20 protein-coding genes are annotated in these 19,692 nt (G+C 68.4%); all 20 read right to left on the bottom strand.

The window, feature by feature from the left end; all coding sequences use genetic code 11:
* Positions 1-8: 8 nt before the first annotated feature.
* The 20 genes from nuoN to MTAB308_RS08940 all read right to left on the bottom strand — a co-directional run bounded on the left by nuoN (position 9) and on the right by MTAB308_RS08940 (position 19,675).
* Positions 9-1,589: an NADH-quinone oxidoreductase subunit NuoN gene (gene nuoN / locus MTAB308_RS09030; protein WP_077099154.1), complete on the bottom strand. Its 1,581-nt coding sequence runs from the start codon at positions 1,587-1,589 to the stop codon at positions 9-11.
* A complete protein-coding gene (locus MTAB308_RS09025; protein ID WP_077100073.1) occupies positions 1,586-3,175 on the bottom strand; it encodes an NADH-quinone oxidoreductase subunit M in 1,590 nt (529 codons plus the stop codon). The genes nuoN and MTAB308_RS09025 overlap by 4 nt, the downstream gene beginning before the upstream one ends.
* The gene (gene nuoL, locus MTAB308_RS09020; protein ID WP_077099153.1) at positions 3,172-5,058 is read right to left on the bottom strand and encodes an NADH-quinone oxidoreductase subunit L; all 1,887 of its coding nucleotides are present in this window, start codon (positions 5,056-5,058) and stop codon (positions 3,172-3,174) included. Before nuoL ends, MTAB308_RS09025 begins: the two co-directional genes overlap by 4 nt.
* Before the next feature lie 11 nt (positions 5,059-5,069).
* Positions 5,070-5,369, bottom strand: coding sequence for an NADH-quinone oxidoreductase subunit NuoK (gene nuoK, locus MTAB308_RS09015; RefSeq protein WP_047313174.1), 300 nt, complete (start codon positions 5,367-5,369; stop codon positions 5,070-5,072).
* The gene (locus tag MTAB308_RS09010) at positions 5,366-6,160 is read right to left on the bottom strand and encodes an NADH-quinone oxidoreductase subunit J (RefSeq protein ID WP_077099152.1); all 795 of its coding nucleotides are present in this window, start codon (positions 6,158-6,160) and stop codon (positions 5,366-5,368) included. Before MTAB308_RS09010 ends, nuoK begins: the two co-directional genes overlap by 4 nt.
* The gene (gene nuoI, locus MTAB308_RS09005; protein ID WP_077099151.1) at positions 6,157-6,702 is read right to left on the bottom strand and encodes an NADH-quinone oxidoreductase subunit NuoI; all 546 of its coding nucleotides are present in this window, start codon (positions 6,700-6,702) and stop codon (positions 6,157-6,159) included. The genes MTAB308_RS09010 and nuoI overlap by 4 nt, the downstream gene beginning before the upstream one ends.
* Positions 6,695-7,954, bottom strand: a complete 1,260-nt coding sequence (gene nuoH, locus MTAB308_RS09000; RefSeq protein WP_173842173.1) for an NADH-quinone oxidoreductase subunit NuoH — start codon at positions 7,952-7,954, stop codon at positions 6,695-6,697. The genes nuoI and nuoH overlap by 8 nt, the downstream gene beginning before the upstream one ends.
* Positions 7,955-7,965: 11 nt before the next feature.
* Positions 7,966-10,374 (bottom strand): NADH-quinone oxidoreductase subunit G, encoded by a 2,409-nt coding sequence (locus MTAB308_RS08995; protein ID WP_077099149.1) that lies wholly within the window; start codon positions 10,372-10,374, stop codon positions 7,966-7,968.
* On the bottom strand, positions 10,371-11,714 hold the full coding sequence (nuoF, locus tag MTAB308_RS08990) for an NADH-quinone oxidoreductase subunit NuoF (RefSeq protein WP_077099148.1): 1,344 nt from the start codon (positions 11,712-11,714) through the stop codon (positions 10,371-10,373). The genes MTAB308_RS08995 and nuoF overlap by 4 nt, the downstream gene beginning before the upstream one ends.
* Complete coding sequence (nuoE, locus tag MTAB308_RS08985; RefSeq protein ID WP_077099147.1) at positions 11,714-12,478, bottom strand: NADH-quinone oxidoreductase subunit NuoE; 765 nt, start codon at positions 12,476-12,478, stop codon at positions 11,714-11,716. The genes nuoF and nuoE overlap by 1 nt, the downstream gene beginning before the upstream one ends.
* Positions 12,475-13,779, bottom strand: a complete 1,305-nt coding sequence (nuoD, locus tag MTAB308_RS08980) for an NADH dehydrogenase (quinone) subunit D (protein ID WP_077099146.1) — start codon at positions 13,777-13,779, stop codon at positions 12,475-12,477. The genes nuoE and nuoD overlap by 4 nt, the downstream gene beginning before the upstream one ends.
* Positions 13,779-14,507, bottom strand: coding sequence for an NADH-quinone oxidoreductase subunit C (locus MTAB308_RS08975; RefSeq protein ID WP_077099145.1), 729 nt, complete (start codon positions 14,505-14,507; stop codon positions 13,779-13,781). The genes nuoD and MTAB308_RS08975 overlap by 1 nt, the downstream gene beginning before the upstream one ends.
* Positions 14,504-15,058, bottom strand: coding sequence for a NuoB/complex I 20 kDa subunit family protein (locus tag MTAB308_RS08970; RefSeq protein WP_055402988.1), 555 nt, complete (start codon positions 15,056-15,058; stop codon positions 14,504-14,506). Before MTAB308_RS08970 ends, MTAB308_RS08975 begins: the two co-directional genes overlap by 4 nt.
* Before the next feature lie 7 nt (positions 15,059-15,065).
* A complete protein-coding gene (locus tag MTAB308_RS08965; RefSeq protein WP_077099144.1) occupies positions 15,066-15,443 on the bottom strand; it encodes an NADH-quinone oxidoreductase subunit A in 378 nt (125 codons plus the stop codon).
* A gap of 265 nt (positions 15,444-15,708) precedes the next feature.
* Complete coding sequence (locus MTAB308_RS08960; RefSeq protein WP_066908729.1) at positions 15,709-16,107, bottom strand: Rv3143 family two-component system response regulator; 399 nt, start codon at positions 16,105-16,107, stop codon at positions 15,709-15,711.
* A 29-nt stretch (positions 16,108-16,136) separates the two neighbouring features.
* Entirely contained in the window at positions 16,137-16,673 is a 537-nt protein-coding gene (locus MTAB308_RS08955) for a YceI family protein (RefSeq protein WP_077099143.1), read from the bottom strand.
* A 35-nt stretch (positions 16,674-16,708) separates the two neighbouring features.
* Entirely contained in the window at positions 16,709-17,098 is a 390-nt protein-coding gene (locus MTAB308_RS08950) for a nuclear transport factor 2 family protein (RefSeq protein ID WP_077099142.1), read from the bottom strand.
* An 8-nt stretch (positions 17,099-17,106) separates the two neighbouring features.
* Positions 17,107-17,448 carry a DUF6285 domain-containing protein gene (locus MTAB308_RS29235; protein WP_173842140.1) on the bottom strand — a complete coding sequence of 114 codons (342 nt, stop codon included), beginning with the start codon at positions 17,446-17,448 and terminating at the stop codon, positions 17,107-17,109.
* Complete coding sequence (locus MTAB308_RS08945; RefSeq protein ID WP_173842139.1) at positions 17,445-18,440, bottom strand: phosphotransferase family protein; 996 nt, start codon at positions 18,438-18,440, stop codon at positions 17,445-17,447. The genes MTAB308_RS29235 and MTAB308_RS08945 overlap by 4 nt, the downstream gene beginning before the upstream one ends.
* On the bottom strand, positions 18,437-19,675 hold the full coding sequence (locus MTAB308_RS08940) for an acyl-CoA dehydrogenase family protein (RefSeq protein ID WP_077100072.1): 1,239 nt from the start codon (positions 19,673-19,675) through the stop codon (positions 18,437-18,439). The genes MTAB308_RS08945 and MTAB308_RS08940 overlap by 4 nt, the downstream gene beginning before the upstream one ends.
* Between the last annotated feature and the right edge of the window lie 17 nt (positions 19,676-19,692).

The following is a 19,692-nucleotide window of genomic DNA, read 5'->3' as shown; positions in this document are numbered from 1 at the left end:
GCTGGCATTCAGTGCAGCAGCTGGGCCGCCTGATCGGCGAGGTCGAGTAGCGGCTGCGGGAAGATCCCCAAAAGCACCGTGATTAAGGCGCATACGGCGATCGCGGCCTTGCTCAGGATGCCCGGCGCCACCACGTGTGGGGTGTCGTCGGTCGCCTCGGTGAAGAACATCGAGACGATGACCCGCACGTAAAAGTACGCGGCGACGCCGCTGGCGACGACGCCGGCGATGACCAGCGGCACCGCGCCGCCCTGGGCGGCGGCCTTGAACACCGCGAGCTTGCTGACAAAGCCGCTCGTCAGCGGGATGCCGGCAAACGCCAGCAGGAACATCGAAAACATCACGCCCACAATGGGGGAGCGCTGCCCGAGCCCGGCCCAGTGCGCCAGCGTGGCGTCCTCGACGCCGTCGGCACTGCGAATCAGGCTCACGATGGCGAACGCGCCCACCGTGCTGAAGCTGTAGGCGACCAGATAGAACAACGTGGCCGACAGGCCCGCCGCGTTATCGGCGATGACGCCGGTGAGGATGAAACCCACGTGCGCGACCGACGAATAGGCCAGCATCCGCTTGACGTCGGTCTGGTTGACGGCCGTGATGGTGCCCACCGCCATCGTCAGGATCGCAATCGTCCACAGCACCGGACGCCATTGATCGTGCAGCGGCGGCAGCGCCACGTAGACCACCCGCAGCAGCGCGCCGAACGCCGCCACCTTGGTGGCCGCCGCCATGAACCCGGTGATCGGGGTCGGTGCGCCCTGGTAGACGTCGGGAATCCAGGAGTGGAACGGCACCGCGCCCACCTTGAAGAGCAGCCCGACCGACAGCAGCGCGACGCCGATCAACGCCATCGAGCTATCACCATGTGCGGCAAGGGCGTCCCGGATCCCGGAGAGCAGCAGCGTGCCGGTCGCGCCGTACAGCAACGCGACGCCGTAGAGGAAGAAGGCCGAGGAGAACGCGCCCAGCAGGAAGTACTTCATCGCCGCTTCCTGGGACAGCAGGCGGCGATGACGGGCCAGCCCGCACATCAGGTACAGGGGCAGCGACAGGACCTCCAGCGCGACGAACATCGTCAGCAGGTCGTTGGAGGCGGGGAAGACCATCATGCCGCCGACCGACAGCAGCAGCAGCGGGAAGAGCTCGGTCTGCGCGGCCCCGGCCCGCTCCGCCTCGCGCTCGGCGTCGCTGCCGGGGACCGCGGAGGCCTGCGGCGTGAAGGAATCCAACCCGGCCGAACCGGCGGCGACGGCCACTTTGGCATCGGCCCTGGCCTGCGTCCGTTCGGCGATGAAGATCACCGCCAGGACGGCGACCAGCAGGACGGTGCCCTGCAGGTACAGCGTCGGCCGGTCGATGGCCACCGTGCCCAGCACCGCGGCGCGACCCGACGCCGGGATCGACTCGGCGACCTCCACGTCCGCGATGAACGCCGCGATCAGGCCGGCGAGGGTCAGTGTCACCTGGGTGGCGTAGCGAATCCGCCTGGGCGCAAACGCTTCCACGAGCACCCCGGCGATGGCGGCGCCGAAGACGATGAGCATCGGGCAGAGCAGGAAGTACTCGACGCTGGGGGTGGGAAGGGTCATCGGTGCGGTCCTTCGGCTGTCCGGGGCACGCCAGTACCGGGTGGCACGCTCGGTGCCGGGTCATGCTGGCCGATGGTGGTCATCGTGTTTTCGACGGCGGGATTGATCAGGTCCAGCACCGGCTTGGGGTAGACGCCGAGCACGAGCAACAACGCGATCAGCGGGGCCACGACGATCAGCTCGCGCGCCTTCAGGTCGCCGATGCGTTCGTTGCCGGCGGCCACCGGCCCGGTCATCACCCGCTGGTAGAGCCACAGCATGTAGATCGCCGAGAGGACCAGTGCGGTGACGCCGAACGCCGCCGCCAGCCAGTACCGGTTGAAAGTGCCCAGCAGGACCAGGAATTCGCTGATGAACGGCGCCAGGCCGGGCAGCGACAGGGTGGCCATCGCCGACACCAGGAAGGTGCCCGCCAAGATGGGTGCCACCTTCTGCACGCCGCCGTAGTCGGCGATCGCCCGGCTGCCGTGCCGGGATATCAGGAAGCCCGCGATCAGGAACACCGCCGCGGTGGACAGGCCGTGGTTGAGCATGTACAGCGTCGACCCGCTCTGTCCTTGGGTGGTCATCACGAAGATGCCCAGGATGATGAACCCGAAGTGGGAGATGGAGGTGTAGGCGATCAGGCGCATGATGTCGGCCTGGCCGATCGCCACGACCGCGCCGTAGATCACCCCGATCACGGCCAGCACGATGATCAGCGGACGGAAATACGTTGAGGCGCCCGGGAACAGCTGCAGGCAGTAGCGCAGCATGCCGAAGGTGCCGACCTTGTCCATCACCGCCATCATCAGCACCGCGGTCGCCGGCGTGGCCTCGACGGCGGCGTCGGGCAGCCAGCGGTGGAACGGCCACAGCGGCGCCTTGATCGCGAAGGCGAACATGAAGCCGAGGAACAGCGCCTTGAACACCGCGGGGTCGGCGCCGTAGCGGCCCGACGCGACACCGGCGACGATGTCGCGGAAGTCGAACGTGCCCGCACCGTGCTGCGCGGTCACCACGTAGAGCCCGATGACGGCCGCCAGCATGATCAGGCCGCCGAACAGGTTGTACAGCAAGAACTTCACCGCCGCGCGCGACCTGCCCGGGCCGCCGCCGAAGCCGCCGATCAGGAAATACATCGGCACCAGCATGGCCTCGAAGAACACGTAGAACAGCAACACGTCCAGCGCGACCACCGAGACCAGCACCATGGATTCGATGGCCAGCGTCAGCGCGACGTAGGCGTGCACGCTACGGGTATTTTCCTGGGTGCGCTGCCCGCCGTCGTTCCATCCGGCCACCTGCAGCAGTGGAATCAGCACCGCGGTCAGCAGCACCAGCACAACGGCGATGCCGTCGACGCCCAGGGAGTAACCCGCGCCGAACGCCGGGATCCACTTGTGGCTTTCCACGAATTGATAGGTGGGGCCGCCGGTCTTGAAGCCGACCGTGACGGCGATCGCTACCGCCAGCGTCAGCAGGCCGACGACCAGGCCGGTCCACTTGGCCAGTTGTCGCAGCCCGGGGGGCAGCACGATGATCAGCAACGAGCCCGCCAGCGGCAGCAGCCACAGGACGCTCAGCCACGGAACGTGCGAGCTCACCATCCCCGCACCGCCAGGATCAGCGCGACGACCAGCACCGCGCCCGCCAGCATGGACAGGGCGTAGTTGCGGGCGAAGCCGGTTTGGAAGCGCCGCAGGCCGTTTGACGTCCGGCTCACCAGCGCCGCCAGCGCGTTGACCGAGCCGTCGACGCCCGCGTTGTCGACTTCGACCAGCGCTTCGGTCAGTTGCGCACCAGGGCGCATGAACACCTCCTCATTGAAGGCATCGCCGTAAAGGTCGGCGCGCGCGGCGGTCGTGAGCGCCGAGACGCGGACCGGGGCGACCCTGGGGACCGGTGCGGTGGCGTACATCCGGTAGGCCACCGCGATGCCGATCGCGACGACACCCAGCGCCACGACGGTGGTGACCCAGGCCGGCAGGGCGTGCGCGGCCTCTTCGCGCACCCCGACGACGGGTTCGAGCCAGTGCTGCAGGGCGCCCCCCCACCACAGCAGCAAGCCGGAGAACGCCGAGCCGACGGCGAGCAGGATCATCGGCCACGCCATCACGGCCGGCGCCTCGTGCGGATGGCTGCCCGGGGCCCAACGCTTTTCACCGAAGAACGTCATCAGCATGACGCGGGTCATGTAGAAGGCGGTGACGCCGGCACCCAGCAGCGCGGCCCCGCCGAGCACGTAGCCCCGGGTGTCCCCGGAGGACAGCGCCGCCTCGATGATCTTGTCCTTGGAGAAGAAACCCGCGAACGGCGGCACCCCGATGATCGCGAGGTATCCCAGGCCGAACGTGGCGAAGGTGACCGGCAGCGCCTTGCGCAGTCCGCCGTAGCGGCGCATGTCCTGCTCCTCGTGCATCGCGTGGATCACCGCGCCGGAGCCGAGGAACAGGCCGGCCTTGAAGAAGCCGTGGGTGAGCAGGTGCATGATCGCGAAGGCGTAGCCGGCCGGGCCCAGGCCGGCGGCCAGCACCATGTAGCCGATCTGGCTCATCGTCGAGGCCGCCAGCGCGCGCTTGATGTCGTCCTTGGCGCAGCCGATGAACGCCCCGAACAGCAGGGTGACGGCGCCGACGATGACCACGCCGAGTTGCGCGTCGGGCGAGAGGTTGTAGAGCGGATTGGACCGCACGATCAGGTACACGCCGGCGGTCACCATGGTGGCGGCGTGGATCAGCGCGGACACCGGCGTGGGGCCCTCCATCGCGTCGCCCAACCAGGCCTGCAGCGGAACCTGCGCGGATTTGGCGCAGGCGCCCAGCAACAGCAGCAATCCCATCGCGGTCAAGGCGCCCCGGCCGGCGGCGGGCGCGCCGGCGAACACCCCGGCGTACGACAGCGTGCCGAAGGTGCTGAACATCAAGAACATTCCGAGGGCGAGCCCGGCGTCGCCGACGCGGTTCATCACGAACGCCTTCTTGGCCGCGGTGGCCGCCGTGGGCTTGTGATACCAGAAACCGATGAGCAGGTAGGAGGCCAGGCCGACGCCCTCCCAGCCGACGTAGAGCACCACGTAGTTGTCGGCGACGACCAGCAGCAGCATCGAGGCCAGGAACAGGTTGAGGTAGCCGAAAAACCGTCGGCGGTCCGGGTCTTCGGCCATGTAGCCGATCGAATAGATGTGGATCAGCGACCCGACCCCGGAGATGAGCAGCACGAAACACACCGACAGCTGGTCGATCTGCAGGCCGAGGTCCACCTGCAGTTGGCCGACGGGAATCCAGCTGAACACCTTTTGGTGGATGACGCGGTCGTCCGCGCCGCGGCCGAGCAGCTCGGTCAGCAGGCTCAGCCCGACGCCGAACGCCGCCAGCGCGGTGGCGCAGCCCAGCAGGTGGCCCCACCCGTCGGTACGCCTGCCCCCGAACAACAAGATCGCGGCACCCGCCAATGGCAGTGCCACCAGCAGCCAGGTGTAGTCAGTCATCGTGGCGTTGTTCAGCCTTTGAGTAGGTTCGCGTCGTCGACCGACGCGGATTTGCGGGCACGGAAAATCGTCATGATGATGGCCAGGCCGACGACGACCTCGCACGCGGCCACCACCATCGTGAAGAAGGCGATCATCTGGCCGTCGAGGTGGCCGTGCATCCGCGCGAAGGTGACGAACGCCAGGTTGACCGCGTTGAGCATCAGCTCGACGCACATGAACATCACGATGGCGTTGCGGCGCAACAGCACGCCCGCGGCTCCGATGGTGAAGAGCAGCGCCGAAAGATACAGGTAATTGGCCGGATTCACGACGCACCGCCCTTCACGGCCTCGGCGGGCCGGGTGCCCTCGGCCTGGTCAAACACGGTGCCGTCCGCGCCCCGGAGCCGCAGGATCGGCGACACCGACAGTTCCGAGTAGGAGCCGTCGGGCAGCATCGCGGCCACGTCGACGGCGTTGTGGCGTGCGTAGACACCCGGGTTGGGCAGCGGGGTGGCGTGCCCGCCGGGGCGGAACCGCTCCTCGGACATCTCGCGTTGCGTCTTGCGGCGTTCGAAACGCTCGCGGTGCGCCAGCACCATCGCGCCCACGGCCGCGGTGATCAGCAACGCGCTGGTGAGCTCGAACGCCCAGAGATAGCGCGAAAAGATCAGTGCGGCCAAGCCTTCCACGTTGCCGTTGGCGTTGGCCGCGGTCAGCCCCACGAAGCCACCGGTCGCCACGTTGCCGATACCGGCCAGCAGCAGAACGCCGAACCCGACTCCCGTGAGCACCGCCGCAACGCGCTGGCCGCGTAGCGTCTCCCTCAGTGATTCCGCGGAGTCCACGCCGATCAGCATCAGCACGAAAAGGAACAGCATCATCACCGCGCCGGTGTAGACCACGACCTGGACGACACCCAAGAACACCGCGTCCTGGATCATGTAGAACACCGCCAGGATGATCATCGTCATCGCCAAGAACATCGCGGAATAGACCGCGTTGACCGCCAGCACCACGCCGAGCGCGCCGACCAGCGCCAGCGCACCCAGCACCCAGAAAGTGACCGCCTCGCCGGTCGAGGTGCGAACGATGGTGTCGGCGGCGAGCGTTGCGATCATCTTGTGTCTCCGGCGCTCTCGCGCTCGCGCAGTCCGTGGGCGGTCACGTTGCCCTGGTAGTAGTCCTTATCGGTGGCGCCGGCCGCCCGCGGGTGCGGCGGCGCGAGCATGTCCTGCAGCAGGGGGGCGAGCAGCCGGTCCTTCTCGTAGATGAGGTCGGCGCGGTTGTCGTCGGCCATTTCGTAGTCGTTGGTCATCGTCAGCGCCCGGGTGGGGCAGGCCTCGATGCACAGGCCGCAGCCGATGCAGCGCAGGTAGTTGATCTGGTACACGCGGCCGTAGCGTTCACCCGGCGAGTAGCGCAGCTCCTCGGTGTTGTCGGCGCCCTCGACATAGATCGCGTCGGCGGGGCAGGCCCAGGCGCACAACTCGCATCCGATGCACTTTTCGAGGCCGTCGGGGTACCGGTTGAGTTGGTGACGGCCGTGATACCGCGGCGCGACCGGGCCCGGCTTCTCCGGATATTCCTCGGTGACCCTCTTTTTGAACATCGAGCCGAGCGTCACGCCGAATCCGGCTACCGCGTCGAGAAATCTAGGCACGTGCTTCCTCCTTGCTCGCTCCGACCTTCCGCGCCGGCAGCGGCGGCGTCGGGAACGCCGGCTCGGTGATCGCGGGGGACGGGGTTTCGTCGCGCTGCCGGCGCAGGTGGCGCTCCATCGCGCGAATGCTCGGCGCTGTGAACGGTTTTCGCAACAGCAGCACCAGCGCGGCGGCCACGACGATGCTGCTGACCACCAGCACCGGCGTCCAATGCGCGTACCCCTGGTTGCGCGCCGTGCGGATCACCGCCGCGATCAACACCCACACCAGCGAGGCCGGGATCAACAGTTTCCAGCCCAGCGCCATGAACTGGTCGTAGCGCAACCGGGGCAGGCTGGCGCGCAGCCAGAAGTAGATGAACAGGAAGGTCCACATCTTGGCGGTGAACCAGAGCACCGGCCACCATCCGGTGTTGGCCCCGGCCCACATGTTCAGCGGCCAGGGCGCATGCCAGCCACCGAAGAACATGACCGTGGCCAGCGACGACACCGTCATCATGTTCACGTACTCGGCCAACATGAACATCGCGAACTTCAGCGACGAGTACTCGGTGTGGAATCCCGCGACCAGCTCGCCCTCGGCCTCGGGCAGGTCGAACGGCGCCCGGTTGGTCTCGCCGACCATCGAGATCAGGTAGATCACGAACGACGGCAGCAACAGGAACACATACCAGACCCGGTCCTGGGCGGCCACGATCTGCGACGTCGACATCGAGCCGGCGTAGAGGAACACCGCGGCGAAGGACAGCCCCATCGCGACTTCGTAGGAGATGACCTGGGCGGTGGAGCGCACCCCGCCCAACAGTGGGTAGGTGGATCCCGACGCCCAGCCGCCGAGCACGATGCCGTACACGCCGATCGCCGAGAGCCCCAGGATGAACAAGACCGCGACCGGCAGGTCGGTCAGCTGCAACGGCGTGCGGTGGCCGAACACCGACACCACCGGCCCGAACGGGATGAACGCGAACGCGGTGAATGCGGGAATCACCGAAAAGACCGGCGCCGCAAAGTAAACGAACTTGTCGATGCCGCCCGGGGTGATGCTCTCCTTCAGGGCCAGCTTGATCCCGTCGGCCAGGCTCTGCAGGACGCCCCACGGCCCCACCCGGTTGGGGCCGGGCCGCAACTGCATCCAGCCCAGAATCTTGCGCTCGAGCAGGATTGCGACGAGCACATTGAGCATGAGGAACACGAAGATGGCCAGCGCCTTGCCCAGCACCAGCCACCAAGTGTCGTGCCCGAAGTCGCTCAAGGTGGTCGTCATCAGCCCACTCCGATTTTCACTGTGCTGCCGATGGTTACGCCCAATTTCCGGTGCACCGCCGATCCCGGCGAGTTCAGCGGCAGCCACACCACCCGGTCGGGCATGTCGGTGATGTTCAGCGGCAGGGTGATCGAGCCGCGCGGTGTGCTGACCGTGACGTTGTCGCCGTCGGCGGCGCCGATCTCGGCGGCGGTGTCGGCCGACAGCCGGACGACGGGCTTGCGCGCGGTGCCGGCCAAATGCGGTTCGCCGTCCTGCAATCGGCCCTCGTCGAGCAGCAACCGCCATCCGCTCAGGACGGCCTCACCCTGCCCCGGCGTGGCCGGTTCGGGATTGGCGACCTGCGGGGCGGCGGCGTGTTCACCGTCCCAGGTCCCCAGCCCGGACAGTTCCTCGCGGGCCGCCTCGACGGTGGTCGTTCCGAGGTAGACGCCCATCTCGTCGGCCAGCGTGTCGAGCACCTTGTGATCGGACTGGCGGGCTTGCTGGGTGGTGCCGTGCAGCGCGGGCGCGAATCCGCGGTAGCGGCCCTCCCAGTTGACGAACGCACCGGACTTCTGCGTCGTCGGCGCGACCGGGAACACCACGTCGGCGCGTTCGGTGACCGGGCCGTGCCGCAGCTCCAGGCTGACGACGAAACCGGCGGCGTCGAGCGCGGCCAGCACCGCGTCGGGGTCGGCGAAGTCGTTCGGCTCGATGCCGCCGACCAGGAGCGCCGCCAGGGAGCCGTCGGTGGCCGCGGCCAGGATGGCGTGCGCGTCCCGCCCGGTGGCGGAAGGCAATTCGTCGACGTTCCAGGCCGCCGCGACCTGCGCGCGCGCGGCGTCGTCGGCGACCGGGCGGCCGCCGGGCAGCAGGGTGGGCAGCGCGCCGGCCTCCAGCGCGCCGCGCTCGCCCGCCCGGCGCGGCACCCACGCCAGCCGGGCTCCGGTGGCGTCGGCGAGCCGGGCCGCGGCGGACAGCCCCCCGGGCGCCGTGGCCAGGCGTTCGCCGACCATGATGACGGCGCCGGGTTTGGACAGCAGCTCGCCCACCTCGCCGCCGGTCAGCCCGTCCAGCGCGGCCGCTTCGGCGCCGGGCACGGTCTTGATCAGCCGGCCCGACAGCTTCGTCAGCGCGCGGGTGGCGAACGGCGCGATCGCGTACACAGCCAGCCCGTGCTTGCGGGCGGCCTTGCGCAGCCGCAGGAACACGATGGGCGACTCGTCTTCGGGCTCGAAGCCGACCAGCACCACCACCGGCGCGGTCTCCAGGTCGGCGTAGCTGACCGTCACCGGCCGCCCGGCCACCCGGGCCGCCAGGAAGTCGGCCTCCTCGGCCGAGTGTGGCCGGGCGCGGAAGTCGATATCGTTGGTGTCCAACGTGATTCGCGCGAACTTGCTGTAGGCGTAGGCGTCTTCCCAAGTCGCCCGCCCGCCGACCAGCACGCCGGTACGTCCCCGGGCCGCCTCGAGCCCCTGGGCCGCCGCGACGATCGCGTGCGACCACGACGCCGGCTGCAGCTCGCCGTTCGCGTCCCGGACCAGGGGGGTGGCGATCACGTCCGGCTGGGTGGCGTAGGTGAAGGCCCACCGGCCCTTGTCGCAGTTCCATTCCTCGTTGACTTCGGGGTCGTCGCCGGCCAGCCGGCGCAGCACCTTGCCGCGGCGGTGGTCGGTGCGCTGCGCGCAGCCCGAAGCGCAGTGCTCGCACACGCTCGGGCTGGAGACCAGGTCGAAGGGGCGGGCCCGGAAGCGGTACGCGGTCCCGGTGAGCGCGCCCACCGGGCAGATCTGTACGGTGTTGCCCGAAAAGTACGAATCGAACGGCTCATTGGCGTAGATGCCGACCTGCTGCAGGGCGCCGCGCTCCTGCATGTCGATGAACGGGTCGCCGGCGATCTGCTCGGAGAACCGCGTGCAGCGGGCGCACAGGATGCAGCGCTCGCGGTCCAGCAGCACCTGCGCGGAGATGTTGATCGGCTTGGCGAAGGTTCGCTTGACGTCGGTGAAGCGGGAGTCGGTGCGGCCGTTGGACATTGCCTGGTTCTGCAGCGGGCATTCGCCGCCCTTGTCGCACATCGGGCAGTCCAGCGGGTGGTTGATCAGCAGCAGCTCCATGACGCCGTGCTGGGCCTTGTCGGCGGCCTCGGAGGTGAGCTGGGTGCGCACCACCATGTCGTCGGTGGCGACCGTCGTGCACGACGCCATCGGCTTGCGCTGTCCCTCGACCTCGACCAGGCACTGGCGGCACGCGCCGACCGGGTCCAGCAGCGGGTGGTCACAGAACCGCGGGATCTGGATGCCCATCAACTCGGCGGCGCGGATCACCAGGGTCCCCTTGGGAACGCTGATCTCGGCGCCGTCGATGGTCAACGTCACCATCTCCGGTTTGGACACCTGGTTTTCGGTGTCGGCCGCCTGTGTCACGAGCCACCTCCGTTGAGCATGGAATCCCGGGGGTCGAACGGGCAGCCGCCGCCCTCGACGTGGGCGAGGTACTCGTCGCGGAAATACTGGATCGACGACATCACCGGGCTGGCGGCACCATCGCCCAACGCGCAGAACGACTTTCCGAGAATGGTGTTGGAGATGTCCGTCAATTTATCGATGTCCTCGCTGGTGGCTGGGTTGGTCTTCGAGCCGGTTTCCAGCCGCTCGTAGATCTTGTCCAGCCAGAAGGTGCCCTCGCGGCACGGCGTGCACTTGCCGCACGATTCGTGCTTGTAGAACTCGGTCCAGCGGCGCACCGCGCGCACGACACAGGTTGTCTCGTCGAAGATCTCCAGCGCCTTGGTGCCCAGCATCGAGCCGGCGCCGCCCACGCCCTCGTAATCCAGCGGCACGTCGAGGTGCTCGTCGGTGAGCAGCGGCGTCGAGGACCCGCCGGGCGTCCAGAACTTGAGCCGGTGCCCGGCCCGCACGCCGCCGGCGTAGGCCAGCAACTCGCGCAGCGTGATCCCGAGCGGGGCCTCGTACTGGCCCGGCCGGGTGACGTGGCCGGACAACGAATACAGCGTGAAGCCAGGCGATTTCTCGCTGCCCATCGAGCGGAACCATTCGGCGCCGTTGAGGATGATCGGCGGGACGCTGGCGATCGTCTCGACGTTGTTGATCACCGTCGGGCAGCCGTAGAGGCCGGCCACCGCGGGGAACGGCGGCCTCAGCCGCGGCTGCCCGCGCCGGCCCTCCAGCGAGTCGAGCAGCGCGGTCTCCTCACCACAGATGTAGGCGCCCGCGCCGGCGTGCACCACCAACTCGAGGTCGAAGCCGGAACCGTTGATGTCGCGGCCCAGGTAACCGGCGGCATAGGCCTCGGCCACCGCGTTCTGCAACCGGCGCAAGACCGGCAGCACCTCGCCGCGCACGTAGATGAACGCGTGGCTGGCCCGGATCGCGTACGCGGCGATGATGACGCCCTCGACGAGGACGTGCGGTGTCGCCAGCATCAGCGGAATGTCTTTGCACGTGCCGGGTTCCGACTCGTCGGCGTTGACCACCAGGTAATGCGGCTTGGCGGCCGCGCCGGTGTCGCCCTGCGGGATGAACGACCACTTGGTCCCCGTGGAGAAGCCCGCGCCGCCGCGGCCGCGCAGGCCGGAGTCCTTGACGACGCCCATCACGTCGTCGGGCTTCATGCTCAGCGCCTTCTGCATGGCCCGGTAGCCGTCGTTGCGGCGGTAGGTCTCCAGCGTCCACGACTCGGGATCGTCCCAGAAGCGGCTGATCACCGGCGTCAACGGCGTCGCCTGGGCGGTGGGGGCGGCCATCACTGATCCTTCCCGGACGACGGGGCTTCGGGCGCCTCCATGCCGAGTTCCCTCGCCACCTTCAGGCCGGCCAGCGTCGCGGCGCCCGCGCCGCCCTGGCCCTGGTCCGGACGCTCGTCGGGCAGGCCGGCCAGGATGCGGGACGTCTCGCGGAAGGCGCACAGCGGGGCCCCGCGGGTGGGCGCCTGGGGTTCGCCGGAGCGCAGCGAGTCGACCAGTTCGCGCGCCGACTCCGGCGTCTGGTTGTCGAAGAACTCCCAGTTGACCATCACGACCGGTGCGAAGTCGCACGCGGCGTTGCACTCGATGTGTTGCAGGGTGATCTTGCCGTCGGGGGTGGTCTGGTCGTTGCGGACCCCGAGATGATTGACCAGCGTCTCGAAGATGGCGTCGCCACCCATCACCGCGCACAGCGTGTTGGTGCAGACCCCGACCAGGTAATCGCCGGTGGGACCGCGGCGGTACATCGTGTAAAAGCTTGCCACCGCGGACACTTCGGCGCCGGTCAGTCCCAGCTGCTCGCCGCAGAACTCCAGGCCCGCCGGGGTCAGGTACGAGTCCTCGGATTGCACCAGGTGCAGCAGCGGCAGCAGGGCGGAGCGCTTGCTGGGGTAGCGGCCCATGATCTCTTTGGCGTCGACCTCGAGCCGCGCCCGCACCTCGGGCGAATACGACTGCGGCGCACCCTCGACCACGAACGCGTTGGGCTCGTCGGGCGGCGGCCCGAGCCGGATGAACACCGGTTGGCCCTGCGGGCCCGTCATCGGTCGACCCCGCCCATCACCGGGTCGATGCTGGCGACGGCGGCGATCAGGTCTGCGACCATCCCGCCCTCGCACATCGCGGCGACCGACTGCAGGTTGGTGAAGGACGGGTCGCGGTAGTGCACGCGGTAGGGCCGGGTGCCGCCGTCGCTGACCATGTGCACGCCCAGCTCGCCGCGCGGCGATTCCACCGCGGTGTAAACCTGGCCCGCGGGAACGCGAATGCCCTCGGTGACGAGCTTGAAGTGGTGGATCAGCGCCTCCATCGAGCCGCCCATGATCTTCGCGATGTGCTCGGGGGAGTTCCCCATGCCGTCCGGGCCCACCTTCAGGTCGGCCGGCCAGGCGATCTTTCGGTCCTCGACCATCGTCGGGCCCGGCCGCAACTTGTCCAGACACTGCTGCACGATCTTGATCGACTCCCACATCTCTTTGACGCGAATGATGTAGCGCCCGTACGCATCACAACCGTCGTCGGTGATCACGTCGAACTCGTAGTTCTCGTAGCCGCAGTAGGGCTCGCTCTTGCGCAGGTCGTGCGGCAGCCCGGTGGAGCGCAGGATCGGGCCGGTGATGCCCAGCGCCATGCAGCCGGTCAGGTCCAGGTAGCCCACGCCCTCGGTGCGCGCCTTCCAGATGGCGTTTTCGTTGAGCAGCTCGCCCATTTCGCGCAGCGGCTGCTTCAACTGCTCGAGGGCCTCGGCGATCTCGGTTTCCGCGCCCTGCGGCAGGTCCTGCGCGACGCCGCCGGGCCGGATGTAGGCGCTGTTCATCCGCAGGCCGGTGATGGATTCGAACAGGTTCAGGACGATCTCGCGCCCGCGGAAACCGACGAACATCGGGGTCATCGCGCCCAGTTCCATGCCGCCGGTCGCCAGCGCGACCAAGTGCGATGAGATCCGGTTGAGCTCCATCATCATGACCCGGATGACGTTGACGCGCTCCGGAATCTCGTCGGTGATGCCGAGCAGCTTCTCCACGCCCAGGCAGTACGCCGTCTCGTTGAAAAACGGTGACAGGTAGTCCATTCGGGTCACGAAGGTGACGCCCTGGGTCCAGTAACGGTATTCGAGGTTTTTCTCGATCCCGGTGTGCAGGTAGCCGATTCCGCATCGGGCCTGGGTGACGGTCTCGCCCTCGATCTCGAGGATCAGGCGCAACACGCCGTGGGTGGACGGGTGCTGGGGCCCCATGTTGACGACGATGCGTTCACCAGGGTCCGCGTTGCGGGCGGCCTCCACGACCTGGTCCCAGTCCTGGCCGCCCGCGACCAGGACAGTTTCAGTGTCGGTGTCGCTCATCAGTTGTAGCCCCTGCGCTCGTCGGGTGGGGGGATCTTCGCGCCCTTGTATTCGACCGGGACGCCACCCAGTGGGTAGTCCTTGCGCTGCGGATGCCCGTGCCAGTCGTCGGGCATCTCGATCCGGGTGAGCGACGGGTGGCCGTCGAAGATGATCCCGAAGAAGTCGTAGGTTTCCCGCTCGTGCCAGTCGTTGGTGGGATAGACCCCATACAGCGACGGGATGTGCGGATCGCTGTCCGGCGCAGCCACTTCCAGCCGCAGCCGACGGTTATGGGTGATCGATTGCAGCGGGTAGACGGCGTGCAATTCCCGGCCCGTCTCGTGTGGGTAGTGCACCCCGTTGACGCCCAGGCACAGCTCGAAGCGCAGGTCCGGCTCGTCCCGCAGCCGCTGGGCCACCTGCGGCAGCAGATCGCGGCGGACGTGCAGCGTCAGCTCGTCGCGGTCGACCACGACTTTCTCTATCGCGTCGTCGAATTCGACACCGTTGCGGCCCAGCGCCTCGGCCAGCCGGTCGGCGATGTCGTCGAAGTAACCGCCGTAGGGCCGGGGGCTGCTGCCGGGCAGCGTGACCTCGCGCACCAGCCGCCCGTACCCGGAGGTGTCGCCGGTGCCCCTGACCCCGAACATGCCGCGGCGAACGTCGATGACCTCTTCGTCGGCGGTGGGGACCGATCCGCCCACCTCGCTGGCCGCTACCTTCGGGTCGTGGTCCGGCGAGCTCATCGCAGCAGCCCGCGCATCTCGATGGTGGGCCGAGCCGCCAGCGCCGCCTGCTCGGCCTCGGCGATGGCTTCTTCGCGGTTGACGCCCAGCGGCATTTGCTGAATCTTCTCGTGCAGCTTGAGGATTGCGTGCAGCAGCATTTCCGGCCGCGGCGGGCAGCCGGGCAGGTAGATGTCCACCGGAACCACGTGGTCCACGCCTTGCACGATCGCGTAGTTGTTGAACATCCCGCCCGACGATGCGCACACGCCCATGGCCAGCACCCATTTCGGCTCGCCCATCTGGTCGTAGATCTGCCGCAGCACCGGGGCCATCTTCTGGCTCACCCGCCCGGCCACGATCATCAGGTCGGCCTGCCGCGGCGTGGCCGAGAACCGTTCCATGCCGAACCGCGCGATGTCGAACCTCGGCCCCGCGGTCGCCATCATCTCGATCGCGCAGCACGCCAGCCCGAAGGTGGCCGGCCACAGCGAGTTCTTGCGGACGTAGCCCGCCACCTTCTCGACGGTCGACAGCAGGATGCCACCGGGCAGCTGTTCTTCCAGGCCCACGTCTACCTCAATCCCACGTCAGGCCGCCGCGGCGCCACACATAGGCGTACGCCACGAAGACCGTGAGCATGAACACCACCATCTCGACCAGAGCAAAGGTCCCCAGCGCGTCGTAGCTGACCGCCCAGGGATACAGGAACACGATTTCGATGTCGAAGACGATGAACAGCATTGCGGTCAGGTAATACTTCACCGGGAACCGCTGCCCGGCCGTCGCGTGCGGGCCGCTCACGGGGGATTCGGTGGGCTCGATGCCGCACTCGTAGGCCGCCAGCTTCGACTTGTTGTACCGGGACGGGCCCGCCAAACTCGCGATCGCCACCGAGCCCACGGCAAAGGCGGTGGCGATCGCGCCTAGCACCAGGATGGGTATGTAGACGTTCAACTCGCTCCATGATCCGTCGTAATGTGGCCGCCCTCCCAAACTGAGCGGGCGGCCAGGCGGTAACCGGGCTGCTGTGACGAACGGGGTCTGTAGCCCGCCACAGTGACCTTCAACATAGCGTCGTTGCGGCTGGCCCACGTGCCCGGGGTGGTGGTATTTGCCCGGTTTTAACGTGCCCGCATTCGGGCGCGTCACGGGGCGGATGCTAAGCGACCGCCCACACGGTCCGTGTTTCCGTGTCGGCGCAGGTGAAAGCGCTAAACGACTAGCGGGTGGGAGTGCGGAGCAGCCCAAGCACCGTGCGGCCCAGCACGATGGGGTCCAGCGGGTGCGGCACCGCGCCCTCGGCGCGCGACCAGCTGGCCAGCCACGCGTCGTCGCGGCGGCCGGTGAGCACCACGATGGGCGGGCAGGTCGGCAGTTCGTCCTTGAGCTGTTTGGCGATGCCCATGCCGCCGGTCGGGGTGGCTTCGCCATCGAGGATGGCCAAGTCGATGCCGCCCTCGTCCATCGTGCGGATCACCATCGGGCCCGTCGCCACCTCGACGTAGCTCAGCTCGGGGAGGTCCGGGTGCAGCTGCTTGCCCAAGGCCCGCATCACTTCCTCGCGGGTTTCGGCGTTGTCGCTGTAGACAAGGATCCGCAGGGCGTTGGAGTCGGCCACGCTCAGATGGTAGCGGTGGCGCGGCCGCCCTACCGGGTCGCCCGAACGAAGACCGCCTGCGCGGCCGCGGTGGCCGTCGCGCCGACCATGCCGAACCTGTTCCAGCCCAGGTCGAATTGGGATCGATCGACCTTGGTCTCGCCGGAGATCTGGATCGAGCCGTCCTCGAGTTCGGTGACCGTGACGGGCAGGGGCAACGGTGCGGTGACGCCCTTGATCGTGAAGTTGGCGCGCAGGTCCGCGGCGTTCCCCGTGGTCGGGTGCACCCCGGTGACGACGACGCTGATCTCACCGAAGCGCTCGACGTCGAAGAAGTCGGCCGAGCGCAGGTGCTTGTCGCGGCGGCCGATGCCCGTGCTCAGCGACGCGGTCCGGATGTCGAGGCGGCCGAAAACGGCGCCCTTGCCGGTCAGCTGCCCGTCGCCGGTGAACTCCGTGAAGCGGCCCTTGACGTTCAGCAGACCCCAGAAGTTTCTGACCTTGAACGTGATGGCCGAGCGTGCCGGATCGATGTTCCAGACGCCGGCCACGTCGGGATCGTGCAGCAGTGTTTCCAGAGTCGTCATCCTGACCCCCATCTGACTCGTGGCGAATGTAACCGTTAGTCGAGCAGCGGCGCGATCTCGGCGGGATCGAAGTACTCGTCGATGCGGTCGATCAGGCCGCCCGTGCTTACCCTGATCACGATGCAGACCCGCATGGAGATCGATTGGCCGGCGTGGCCCCTGGCGTGCAGGATGTGCTGCTGAACGAAGCCACCGTCGAACAGCCGCCGATCGAGGATCTCGTAGCGACGCTGCGTGGTCGCGCTGATGAACCAGTCGATGACGCGCATCGCGCGGCCCTTGTCGTTATCGCGGCGCGCGCCGACGCGCCATACCGCAATGTCGTTGCTCCACAGGCGCTCGACGGCGGCCGCGTCGCCCCGCTCGATCGCCGCGAACAGGCGGTCGGCCACGTCGACGATGGTTTCCGCGGTGGTGCTCGGCATGGTGGCTCCTAATGGGTTTGGTCGTATCCGGGGTGGGCGACCGCCAGCCGGTTTCGTACCAGCGTGCGCAGGCAGGCGGTGACCTCGTCGGCGCGCCCGTCCAGCTCGCCGGCCCGGATCGCGGCGGCGAGTCGCTCCTCATCGCCGAAACCCAAGCCGGCCAACGCGGCAGCGGATTCGGCCTCGCTCTCGTCGAGAAGTTCGCGCTCGACGATGCGCAACGCGTTGGCGGCCACCCTGGCGTGGAAGTTGACCTGTCCGCCGGTCGCCTCGCGCACCTCGGTTTCCAGGAATTCGGCCACCGCGGCCACGAGTTCGGCCGCCAGCGGGCGCCCATAGGAGCCGATCACCGACCCAGCTCCAGCAGGTCGAGCAGGTCCCACTCCGTCTCGCAGACGCGCCTGCCGATCGTCGCCAACTCCACCGAGCGGAATTCGCCGCTCAGATGCCGCTCGGCCTGATAGCGGCAGATGACCCCCCAACGCAGCGTCGCCAGCACCAGCCACCAGTGAAACGCCACCCGGTCGACGGTAGTCGCGCTGGCCTCCTCGTAAGCCCGCACGAAGCTTTCGATGCTGCCGAGGCCGCCGGCGCCCAGGCCGGCCGGGGCGCCGAACCGCCACGCCCGGATGCAGAACCAGGCCAGGTCTTCGTATGCCTCGCCGACGTGCACCAGCTCCCAGTCGAGAACGGCGGCCAGGTTTGACCCGTCGACGATCAGGTTGCCCATCCGGTAGTCCCCGTGCACCAGGACCGGGGCCGACGGGCCCGGCCGGTGGGCGGCCAGCCAGCGGAATGCCCATTCGAAGGTGGCGGTGGTGTCGCCCATGGCGTCGAGCCGCTCGCGCCATTGCACGAGTTGGTCCTCGTGGGCCAGCCCCGGGATTGCCGGATCGGCCCGGTGGATGGCGGCCAGCGCCCGCGCGCACTGCCGCAGCAGCTCGGCTCGGGGCGCGTGCCCGCCGTCGGCCTCGAGGCGGCGTTGGATGCGCCGGACGATGGTCTCGCCCTTGATCTCGTCGCAAATCAGAAACGGATTGCCAAGCGCGGCAACCGAATCGGCGGCGACGAGGATGTGGGGGACCGGCGCGCCGGCCGCGGCGGCCGCGGCCTGGGCGCGGGCTTCGAGCTCCATGCCGGCGTGCACGTCATCGGGCGGGCCGGTGCGCAGGATCAGCGCCCGTCGCCCGTCGCCGGTGACGGCGTCGAAGGCCCACGTGGTGCGGCTGGCGCCGCCGGTCAACGCGCGCAACCGCTCGATCGCCAAACTTTCAGAGCCCGCGCCGAGCTCGGGCGCCAGGACCCGCGCCAGCTTGGCGGCCAGCTCCTGGGTGTCGGTCACTCGCGGCCAAACCTGAACAGCCGCTGCGCGACCCGGCGGATCTGGATCTCCTCGGCGCCCTCGGTGATCCGGTAGCGGCGGTGGTGGCGGTAGATGTGCTCGAACGGTTCGTGGCGGCTGTAGCCCAGGCCGCCGAAGATCTGCATCGCCCGGTCGGCGGCGTCGCACACCAGCCTGTTGGCCCGGTAGTTGGCCATCGACACCTTGTCCGAGACCTCCATGTGGTGGTCGCGGTCCAGGTGCCAGGCCGCGTACTGCACCAACAGCCGCACCATCTGCGCCTCGGTGTGCAGCTCGGCCAGCGGCCATTGCACGGCCTGGTTGACCGACAGCGGCTTGCCGAAGACCGTGCGCGTGCCGGCGTAGTCGGCGGCGCGGTCGATGCAGTATTGCGCGGCGCCGAGGCTGCTGGCCGCCTGCCGAATCCTGTTCTCGTGCAGGAACGTTTGCGCCACCTCCAGCCCGCGGTCCACCTCCCCGAGCACCGCATCGGCCGGCACCCGCACGTCGGTCAGCTCGACTTCGCCGTGGTCGGTGGGCATGTTGAACGTCCACCAGTAGTAGGGGACGTTGAATCCCGGCGTCTCGGTCGGGACCAGGAACGCGGTGATGCCCAGCGCGGCCCCGGGCGCACCGGAGGTGCGGGCGAAGATCAGGTCGTGGGTGGCGCGGTGCACGCCGGTGTTGAACCGCTTGGAGCCGTTGATCACCCAGCCGTCACCGTCGGGCTGCGCGGTCGTCTCCAGCCACGTCGCGTCGGAGCCGTGCCGCGGTTCGGTGAGGCCGAACGCCATGGACCGCTCCCCGGTGATCAACGCCTCCGACCACACGCGGCGTTGCTCGTCGGTGCCGAAGCGCTCCATCATGATCACCTGGGGGAAGTTCCCGACGATCGACGACTCGTTCTGCAGGTCGTTGTGCAGGCCGAGGCCCTTGTGCGCCAGGTGCTCCCGGATGACGGCCATGTCGAGGTTGGTGCCGTCGCGGCCGCCCAGCGAGGCCGGCAATCCGTAGCGCAGCCAGCCCGCCTTGTCGGCTCGCCTGCGCATCTCGGCGAGCAGGTCCTCCCATTCGCGCGTCGGGATGCCGTCGTTGTCCCAATCGGTGCGGGCGTGCTCCCGGCGCTGGTCGAAGTATTGGATGTGGTCGCGTTGCAGCGGCTTGATCTCGGCCTCGATGAACGCGTCCATCTCGTCGAGCAGTCCCGGAAGATGTTCGGGGAGGGTGAAATCCACGCTGATCACTCCTTTGG

The organism is Mycobacterium terramassiliense (genome assembly GCF_900157385.1).
GTDB lineage: Bacteria > Actinomycetota > Actinomycetes > Mycobacteriales > Mycobacteriaceae > Mycobacterium > Mycobacterium terramassiliense.
The sequence above is the reverse complement of the archived record's forward strand: the minus strand, read 5'-3'. Positions and strand labels throughout refer to the sequence as shown.